Source organism: Trebonia sp., assembly GCF_049794275.1.
Taxonomy (GTDB): Bacteria; Actinomycetota; Actinomycetes; order Streptosporangiales; family Streptosporangiaceae; genus Trebonia.
Genome location: NZ_JBARCR010001307.1, coordinates 1 through 9,227 on the forward strand (window position 1 = coordinate 1; position 9,227 = coordinate 9,227).

Annotated in this window: 8 protein-coding genes and 1 pseudogene; 3 read left to right on the forward strand and 6 right to left on the reverse strand. The window is 71.9% G+C overall.

Annotated features, from left to right (window positions below):
* Positions 1-513, forward strand: a 513-nt coding sequence (locus tag WA805_RS31630; protein WP_425244179.1) for an Lrp/AsnC family transcriptional regulator, incomplete at its 5' end; no start/stop codon positions are given.
* Here the strand turns inward: WA805_RS31630 and WA805_RS31635 are convergent.
* Positions 446-1,747 (reverse strand): MFS transporter, encoded by a 1,302-nt coding sequence (locus WA805_RS31635; protein ID WP_424561002.1) that lies wholly within the window; start codon positions 1,745-1,747, stop codon positions 446-448. The genes WA805_RS31630 and WA805_RS31635 overlap by 68 nt on opposite strands.
* Before the next feature lie 81 nt (positions 1,748-1,828).
* On the opposite strand from WA805_RS31635, the gene WA805_RS31640 reads away from it, so the two are divergent.
* Entirely contained in the window at positions 1,829-2,299 is a 471-nt protein-coding gene (locus tag WA805_RS31640) for a helix-turn-helix domain-containing protein (protein WP_422286007.1), read from the forward strand.
* A 17-nt stretch (positions 2,300-2,316) separates the two neighbouring features.
* On the opposite strand, the gene WA805_RS31645 is transcribed toward WA805_RS31640, so the two are convergent.
* Both WA805_RS31645 and WA805_RS31650 read right to left on the reverse strand, forming a co-directional pair.
* On the reverse strand, positions 2,317-4,608 hold the full coding sequence (locus WA805_RS31645) for a tetratricopeptide repeat protein (protein ID WP_425244180.1): 2,292 nt from the start codon (positions 4,606-4,608) through the stop codon (positions 2,317-2,319).
* 155 nt (positions 4,609-4,763) lie between these two features.
* Positions 4,764-6,614, reverse strand: coding sequence for a TIGR03767 family metallophosphoesterase (locus WA805_RS31650; RefSeq protein ID WP_425244181.1), 1,851 nt, complete (start codon positions 6,612-6,614; stop codon positions 4,764-4,766).
* A 93-nt stretch (positions 6,615-6,707) separates the two neighbouring features.
* Between WA805_RS31650 and WA805_RS31655 the strand changes: the two genes are divergently transcribed.
* Positions 6,708-7,856: an aminotransferase class V-fold PLP-dependent enzyme gene (locus WA805_RS31655; protein ID WP_425244182.1), complete on the forward strand. Its 1,149-nt coding sequence runs from the start codon at positions 6,708-6,710 to the stop codon at positions 7,854-7,856.
* Positions 7,857-7,935: 79 nt separating this feature from the next.
* Here the strand turns inward: WA805_RS31655 and WA805_RS31660 are convergent, their stop codons facing one another.
* The 3 genes and pseudogenes from WA805_RS31660 to WA805_RS31670 all read right to left on the reverse strand — a co-directional run.
* A complete protein-coding gene (locus tag WA805_RS31660; RefSeq protein ID WP_422274711.1) occupies positions 7,936-8,349 on the reverse strand; it encodes a VOC family protein in 414 nt (137 codons plus the stop codon).
* 10 nt (positions 8,350-8,359) lie between these two features.
* Positions 8,360-8,797 carry a helix-turn-helix transcriptional regulator gene (locus WA805_RS31665; RefSeq protein WP_425244183.1) on the reverse strand — a complete coding sequence of 146 codons (438 nt, stop codon included), beginning with the start codon at positions 8,795-8,797 and terminating at the stop codon, positions 8,360-8,362.
* A 19-nt stretch (positions 8,798-8,816) separates the two neighbouring features.
* Positions 8,817-9,227 (reverse strand): annotated as a pseudogene (locus WA805_RS31670) (hypothetical protein); the annotation flags it as partial.

The following is a 9,227-nucleotide window of genomic DNA, read 5'->3' on the forward strand; positions in this document are numbered from 1 at the left end:
CCGCTGGGCGCCGCGCCGTCCTGGACCCCGGCCGGGGCGGACATCCTGCGCGACGAGGACGACCCGCTGATCGCCGAACTGGCCCGCGACGGCCGGGCACCGGTCGCCGACCTCGCCGCGGCGACGAGCTGGCACGAGTCGACCGTGCGGCGCCGGATCGAGGAACTGCGGCAAGCCGGGCTGCTGTATTTCGACATCGACGTCGACGAGTCGGCCTTCGGCGTCAACGCGACCGTGATGCTGTGGCTGAAGATCGAGCCCGCCAGCCTCGAGGCGGCCGGCCGCGCGGTCGCCGCGCACCAGGAAGTCCCGTTCGCCGCTGCCACGACCGGCCCCACCAACCTCGTCGTCAGCGCGATCTTCCGTGACACCCGGCAGCTCTACGAGTACCTGACCACCAGGCTGGCCGGCCTGCCGGGCCTGCAGTCAGTCGAGACAGCGCCGATCATCGGGACGATGAAGAAGGAGGGGGTGTGGGAGTCACCACGGGCCCGTTCGGAAGAAAAGATCTGAGCTCTCCGTCCCCGCGGCTGACGGGTATCCGCGGTACGGTCAGCCGCGCCAGCGCCGCCGCGCCGAGCGTCAGCAGGCTGGCGGCCGCGGCGACCGTTTCGAGGCCCGACGCCCCCGCCGCCTGAGCGAGGAAAGGCCCGGCTACCGCGCCGGCGAGAGTCGCCGCCGCCTCGCCGGTGAGGAAGATGGCGCTGACGCGGCCGAGCACCGCGCCGGGAATGAGCCGCTGCACGGTGGTCTGCGGGATCACCAGGGACATCGAGCCGAACGTGCCGATGATGACCGCCGCGGGCAGCGCGGTGGCCAGCGATGTGGAGCTGAACAGCAGGAAGTAGCCGCAGGCCGTGGCGGCCAGGGTGACCGCCAGCAGGTTCCGCGGCTGGATGCGGTCTATCAGCACGCGGATGACCGGTGCGCCGAGCAGGAACCCGGCCCCGAGGCAGGCCAGCAGGAGCCCGGTGCGCTCGCCGCCGCCGAGGCGCTGGATCCCGAGGGGGATGAGCAGGGCGCTGAGCGACGCGTTGGCCGCCAGGTAGATCAGCGTGACGGGCAGCAGCGGCCGCGCGGCGGGCTGGTCGCGCAGGGCCCGCGCGCCATGGCGGAGGTCGCGGGCTAGCTGCCTGACCGCGGATTTCCCGTCCGCGCGGCGACGGCCTCGGCCGTGACCCGACCGGGACGTAAGGGCTATAGCGGTTGCAGCCATTACATAGCTGAGGGAATCCGCGACGATGAGTGTCCTGATGCCGCAGGCCGTGAGGAGGATCGCGCCCAGCGGGCCGCCCACGAGCCGGACGATGCCGCCGCTGGCGGAGGTCAGGGAATTGGCGCTGCTGAGCAGGGGGCCGGTGCCGACGACGGCCGGGGTCATGGCTTGCAGGGCGGGACTCGAGAGGACCGTGCCGCTGTTTTCTGCGATCAGCGCCAGGTACAGGACCCAGTACCGGCCCGGCGAGGTGCCCAGGAGCATCATCGCGACGGCGCCCGCGCAAAACAGGCCGGCCGTGATGAGCAGGCGCCGCCTGTCACACACGTCAGCGGCAACGCCCGCGACCGGGCCGAGGATCAGCAGCGGCAGGTATTCCGCGGCGAGGGTGAGTCCGGTGTCGCGCAGCGAGCCGGTGGCCAGCAGGACGTGGGCCGGGATGGCTATGGTCAGGAGCCAGGAGCCAAGGGAGCTGACCAGGCTGCCTGCCCACAGCAGGCGGAAGTCGCGTAGCTGGAGAGCCTGGAACATGACACCGCCCGGATCGCGCTGATACTGTTCTCTTGAGAGAATAAATTTGGAGATAGCTATTCTGTCAAGATAGGAGGCGCGTTGGATCACGCGGCGATTGGCAGCCAGTTGCGGTCCCGGCGGGCGGCGGCGGGCCGGACCGTGGCATCCGTCGCCGCCGACGCGGGCCTGTCGGTTCCCTACATCGCCAACCTGGAGAACGGCAGGGGCAACCCGACGATCACGGCCCTGGCGCGGCTCGCCGAGGCGCTCGGCATGCGGCTGGCTGTCACGCTGGTGCCGGCGGGGGAGCAGCCTGGCGTTCCCGCCGCCGCAGCCGCCTCAGCCGAGGTGCCCGCCTCATTGGTCCGGTTCGGCCGCTCCGCCAGGTTCCGGCAAGCTGTCAGGGTCGTCGCCGCGACGCTCGACCTGGAGCCAGGGGAGCTGTCGGGCAGGCTGGTGACCGCCCTGGCTGCGCTGGGCAGCGCTCTGGGCAGGGACCTTGGCGAGGCGGACTGGTCGCGGCTCCTTGACGCGCTCCTGCTGGTGGCCGCGCATCCTGTGGACGCGTAATTCAGCCAGTCGGGTCGTCACCCGAGCATGTCCAGCCTGGCCTGAATCGGCTGGACGTCGGCGCTGGGCACGTCGCTGAGGATGGCCAGGGCCTGCCGCCAGGTCGCGCGGGCCGCGCGGACGTCGCCCCTGGCGTGCTGCGCGTCGCCGAGCCCGGTGAGAGCCTCGGCCGTGCCGGCCTTGTGGTCGATCTCCCGGTAGATCACCAGGACTTCCATATAGCAGGCGACGGCCATGCCGTAGTCGCCGAGGCTGAGGTGCACGAAGCCGAGGGTGGCAAGCGTGTCGGCGGTCAGCGCGCGGCTGCCGGTCTCGCGGCTGAGGTCAAGCGAGCGCTGGCAGTGTTGCACCGCCTCGTCGTGGCGGCCGAGCCGAGCGTAGATGGACCCGAGCGTCTGCTCGGAGTGGGCGATCTCGTCCAGGTCGCCGACGGCGCTGCGCAGCGCCAGCGCCTCTGTCTCGCGATCGAGCGCCGCCGGGTACTCACCGTCCTGCACGAGCAGCTGGGCCATGCCGTTGAGTGTCCGCGCGGCCCGCAGCTGGTCACCCGCCTTGGTGAACCACTGCAGGGCCTCTTTCAGGTGCGCTCCGGAGTCGCCGACCTCAGCGAGCAGCGCACATGCGTGCGCGTACTCATGGTGGGCGATCCCCTGGCCCAGCGGGTCGCCGAGGCCGGTCGCCGCGGTGATCGCTATCTGCTGGAGCGCGAGGTAATCGCGGGTGAAGCCGCCGCGTGACAGGAACGGCGCCATCGCCCAGGGAAGCTGCCAGCAGTAAGCGCCAAAATCGCCCTGTCCTGCCGCGTACGTGACCAGGGCCTGGACTCCTGGCCGCTCTGCGCGGCACCATGCCAGTGCCTGCGCCGCGGAGCCGAAGCTCTCCGTGTGCACCCCCGCCACGGGTGGCAGCAGCGGGACGGGCGGCCGTGCCGGGTAGATGAGGCTCACCGCCGCATGCATGCCGCGCAGGTAATGGTCAAGCAGCCGCCGTGTCGCCGCGTCGAGCTCGGCGGCGCCTTCGGCTGCCCGGGCCAAGTCCGCGCCGTAGCGGCGCGGGAGGCCGTACACGACGAACCGGCCTGGCTGGTGCTCCTCGACGAGACACGCCGTGACTAGCTCGTCGAGCGCTCCGCGGGCCTGGTCCGCGGGGATGGCGGCCAGGCTCGCCGCGGCAGGCAATCCGATATCCGGTCCGGGAGCGACGCTGAGCAGCCGGAACATCCGAGCGGCACCGTCGCCCAGGTGCGCGCAGGACGCCGCGAAGACCGCGAGGGGGTCCCCGGTACCCGCGCCCGCGGAGCGCAGCTCCTGAGCGAGCGCCCGGAGCGAGAGATCCGGGTCAGCCGCTGCCCGGGCGGCGACTACCCGCAGCGCGAGGGGCCGCTGGCCGGTCACGCTGCCCAGCTCGCGGACGGCCGATGGCTCGCGCCGCAGCCTCGTGGTCCCGACGCGCCGCTCCAGTACGTCGCGCACCTCGCTGTCGCTGAGCGGCCCGAGGCGCAGCACGTGCGTTCCGGCGCCCGCGAGATCGGCGGGGAGCCCCCGGGTCGTGATCAGCACAAGGCAGCCGGGGCTTGCCGGGAGCAGCCGCTGGACCTGGCCGGCGTCACGCGCATTGTCCAGGACGATGAGGACGTGTCGTCCGGTCAGCAGCCTCCGGTACAGGGCCGCCTGTTCGTCCACGTCAAGGGGGAGTTCCCTGGGCGCGACGCCGATGGCCTCGAGGAAGCCGCGCAGCGCCTGGCCGCCGGTCACCGGCTCGCCGGCCTCACCGAAGCCGCGCAGGTCCGCCCAGAGCTGCCCGTCAGGGAACAGGTGGCTGAGCTGGTGAGCAACGTGATTCGCCAGCGCGGTCTTCCCGCTGGCCGCGGGTCCCTCGATCACGACGACCGTGGTATCACCCGGCGCCGCGGCCTGGCGGGCGAGGTCTGCCAGGACGTCGAGCTCACTGGACCGGCCCGTGAAGTCGCTCGTGCCGATGGGAAGCTGCCGCGGCTGGACGGGGGACCGGCCGGGCTCGGCCGGGTAGGCCGTCGGCAGGGAGGCCCGCGCCCACAAGCTGGCCAGCCGGCGGGCATCGATGCCGCTAGCGGAGAGCCTCGACCCCAGCTCCCTGAGGGCCCGCAGCGGCGGCAGCGACTGTCCGTTGAGCCAGTCTTCCCAGGCGTCCTGGCCCGCTGCCGTTCCGCTCAGGTCGCCAGCAGACAGCCCGGACGCGCCGACAAGACGCCGCAGCTCGGTATAAAACTCGCGCTCGGCGGATGTCAGGCGCACGGGCAGCGGCGGGCGCCGCTGATCCTGGTTCCGCATCAGGGATCCCCACCCAGGCCACGGACGTTTGTACACGTACTGAGCCCAGTCCGGCGCCGGGTCGCTGACCGGAGCTGTGAGAACGAGTCTACTTAACTGACACGACTGGTGATCCACCCGATCCCGCACATTTGTGCCGTTTTGTAGTCCTGATGTCAGTGCGGCCTATCATGTAGCACGTGGCTGAGGTCGGGCGGACCAGGCACTGCCGGCACTGCGCAGGCGACTGTCCCGGTGACTGCCTGCTCCCCGAAGGCCGGTGCCTCCACGGCTGGAACGAGAGACCCCCGCGACAGTTCACGTGGCAGGTGCTGCTGACCCGCCGGTGGTGGCACCGGGTGCTCTGGGGCAACCGATAAGCCTGTGCGTGGCACCGGCCGTGGCCAGTCGATCGCGAGCAGCACATTCCGGTCGGCCTCGATGCCCGCGCCCGCGCCACCTTCGGCGCTGATCTGGTCGCGGACTTGCCAGTCGTTGGCGGCGAGCTCGCGAGCCAGCGCGGCCAGCACGGCCGGGTCGGCCAGGGCGCCCGGGTCATCGCGATCCCGGTAGCTGGCCGGCGCCGCGCTGTCGATCACCGTGCAGCCGATGACGAGGCCACCGTCGGTCTCGAACAGCTCGATGAGGCGAGCCTGCTGCGGCCAGTCGATGTGCGATGCCGTGGTTATCTGCCAGAAGCCGCCCGGGGCACCGTCCTCGCGGACCGCCTGGATCGCGTGCACGTGGGTGTGCCCGTTCACCCAGCCGATCACGCACGGGTGGGCGAGCAGCACGTCGCGCAGTTCGGGGCCGAGGACCCGGCGGCCGGATCCCGGCGGGCGCAGGTCGTTGACCATCGTCTCCAGCGGATGGTGGCTGAACAGCAGCACCGGCCGGGCCGCGCATTCGCGCAGCTCCGCGACCAGCCAGCTGAGCTGGCCGGTATCGAGCGATCCCTGCCACCCGCCGTGCTCGTTGACCGTGTCGAGCACGACGCACCGCACGATCCCGTGGTCGAAGGCGTAGTACGCGGTGCCCTGGTCGGCGTTGCGCTGGGTATAGCCGTGCCCGTCCGGCGAACCCGAGGTGCGGAAGTGCTCGCGTACGTGGGTGGCGCGGGTGACCGGCCTGCGCGCCGGATCGGGTGTCACCGCGATGTGCGTGCCACTGGCCAGCTCCGCCAGCGCGCTGGTCTCGGCGGCATTGAACCTGGTTAGCACCCCGGCCGGATCGAGGTCCCCTGGCGGGGTAACGAACTTGGCCGGGCCAACCAGGAAATCGCCCAGCCAACCAACGGCGGGCACCGTGCCCTGCAGCATGTTGTCGTGGTTGCCGTGCACCGCGTACCAGGGCATGCCCAGGCCAGTGGCCGGGAACGGCCGGCGTGCCGCCGTCAGCACCCCGGGCACCCGCGGAAACCCGTACCGGGTCGTTGGCAGGTCCGGGCCGCCGCCGTCGGGATGCCAGTACCGCTCGTCCTCGACGGCGGGCGCGGCCACGCCCTCGTACCGTTCCGGGGACCCGGAATCCGGCCGCACCTGGCCGCCGTCGAGCAGGTCGATATAGGCGCGCAGCTCGTTCAGCTGGCAGTTGTCGGTGGCGTCGCCGGTCACGACGGTGAAATCGACCGGGGCGCCGGATAGCGGAGCCGTCTTAGCGTGCCGCACGGCCCGGACCATGGCTTCGGCTACCTGATAGGTGAATAGTTCCTGGGCCCGGTAGGTGCCGATGACGCCGACCTCCGCGCGGACGGGGGAGTCGGGGTCGGAGTAGCGGTCGAACAGTTCGGCCCGCCCCGGCGACTGGTGGTCCATCACGTGCGTGTCCGACAGATGCGCGATGACCAGCAGCGGCCGGGCCGATCGACGCCAGCCGGCAGGCAAGCTCATGCCCGCGAGGTCATCCCGGACCAGGTGCCGCTCCCCGTCTGCGGCCACTAGCGTGCGGTACCCCCCAGCTCCCGCCTCTCCGGGAACGAGGCGGCGGCTACCCGTCGTGACCGGCTCCGGCCCGGCACCCGCCGTCATGAGGCCATTGTCCAGCGTGCGGGCGATGTGATCATGAACAGGGGATGACGCGCTAGGGAATGGTTCCCATGCCCGGGATGGCAGAATCGGTGCGTGGACGCCGCATTCCTGGAGGCCTTCGGCCTCGACCCCAACGTCCTCCACCTCAACCACGGTGCGTTCGGTGTCGCGCCGGCAGCCGTCCGGCAGGCCGCCGCTGCGTGGCGCGAGCGCGCGGAACGCAATCCGCACCGGTTCAATCGCGTCGAGGTTGCCGGGCTGGTGGCGGCGGCGCGGGAGGGCGCGGCCGCGTTCCTCGGCATCGACCCGTCCCGCGCGGCGTGGGTGCGCAACGTGTCCGAAGGCGTGTCCGCTGTGCTCGGCTCGCTGGCGCTTCGCCCCGGCGACGAGCTGGTGATCGGCACGCACGGCTATGGCGCGGTCCGCAAGGCGCTCAACCATCACGCCGCACGCGCCGGGGCCCGGGTCGTCGAGGCGGCTTTTGCCGTCGGCGCCGAGGACGACGTGATCGTGTCGGCGTACGCGGCCGCCTGCTCGTCCCGCACCCGGCTGGTGGTGGTCGACCGCATCACCTCGCCGACCGCGACCGTCGTCCCTGTCGCGGCCGTGGCCGCCGCTGTCCGCGCTGCCGGCGGGGCTGGTGCCCGCGTGCTTGTCGATGCCGCGCACGCTCCTGGCCAGCTGCCCGACGACATCGCGGCGTTCGGCGCCGACCACTGGATCGGCAACCTGCACAAGTGGGCGTACACCCCGCGCGGCAGTGCCATCTTGTGGAGCCGTCCGGGCGCCGAGGTGACGCCGACGGTGCTCAGCTGGCAGCTCGAAGACGGGTACGCCGCCTCCTTCGATTACCCCGGCACCTGGGACTACGCCGGCTGGCTAGCGGCCGCGGACGGCCTGGCCTACTGGGCAGCGCTCGGCGGCTGGGACGCCGTGGCCCGGCTCGCCGACCTGGTGACCGGCGGCCAGAAGAGGATGGCCGAGGCGCTCGGCGTCACGCTTGACCGGCTCCCGGTCACGCCCGCGCCGGCTATGCGGCTGGTCCCGCTGCCCGACGGCGTCCTGGCGGCTGCCCGGCACGTCGACCCCTTCTACGAGGCGCTCTCGCAGCAGCGTGTCGAGGTGTCGCCGGTCAGCTTCGGCGGAGCCGGTTACCTGCGGATCGCGGCGGCGCCGTACAACACCCCAGATGACTACGACCGCCTCGCCAGCATCGTGCGTGGGTTGCTGGGGAAATCGTGAGTTGCTGGGGAAATAAGACGGCTGGCATGCCCGCCGGGGGCGGCGCCTTGTGCACCGGCCGCCCCGGCAGGCCGAAGCCTCAGCCCCGCGGCGCCAGCGGCTGGCTCAGCCGCAGGTGGTTGCCGCTAGGGTCGCGGACGGCGGCGTCACGGACACCGTACGGCTGGTCGACGGGCTCCTGGAGGATCTCCGTCCCGGCGGCGCGCAGCGACTCGAAGGTCTTGTCCAGATCGTCGACCTGGATGAAGACCGCCAGGTCGCCCTTGGCGACAATCTCGCGCATGGACGGGCGGTCGGCCGGGGCGATGTGATGGTCCACGGCGGCAAGCAGCAGCTCGTGGGCGTCGCCGGGGGCAGCGATGGTGAGCCAGCGCATCTCCGGGCCCATCGGGACGTCCTGGCGGACCTCGAAACCGAGCCGCTGGGTGTAGAAGGCCAGCGCCGCATCCAGGTCAGTGCAGTACACGGGCGTATGCGTGATGGAAAGTGTCATGGCAGCGACGCTACGCGCGGCCGGGCGGGAACGCTTCTCCAATCCTGCATGGTTGCTCGATCCACCCCGGGCGTGCCCACGCCCGGGTCATGCACGGCGGGACCGGCACGAGCCGCGAGTGGTCACGTGCCTTATAGGCGGACGGCGGCTCGCCGACGAGCCGCGTGAACGTCGAGCTGAACGAACCGAGCGACGTGAACCCGACAGCCATGCACACGTCGGTCACGGACATGCGGCCGTGCCGCAGCAGCGCCATCGCCCGTTCCACGCGCCTGGTCTGCAGATAGCCGTAGGGCGTGTCGCCGTAGGCCTCGCGGAAACGGCGGGCGAACAGCGACGGCGACATCAGCGCGGCGCGCGCCATCGCCGGGACGTCCAGCGGCCGCGCGTACTCGCGGTCAAGCAAGTCCCGGGCCCGGCGCAGATGCGCCAGCTCAGCGGCCTCCATACCGAGGACGGTACACCGTCTAGCGGCCCCCGCACGCCCGGGCGAGTACCAGGTCGGTGACTGGCTGCGCGGCCCGCGCGGCCGCGTCGACCCCGGCCGTGCCCGCGTGCCTGACGATCTCGGTGACCAGGCGGTACGCCAGTGCGCGGGGGAGCAGCTGGTCAAGTTCCGGCTCGCCGGCCAGGTACTCGAGCATCGCGGGGCTCGCCCCGCGCCACATCAGCGCGTCCACCGCCGCGACGGCGATCGGCAGCCCGGCGGGGCGTTCCAGCGGCGAGAAGTCGATGACGGCAGGCGGCAGCCCGTCGTCGAACAGCACGTTTCCTCCCAGGTCCGCGTGGATCAGCTGGCTCGGCAGGTCAACCGGCCGCAGCGCGGCCAGCAGCCGCCGCACCTGCCCGGCAAGAGGCCCGGCGGCCAGGCCGAGCAG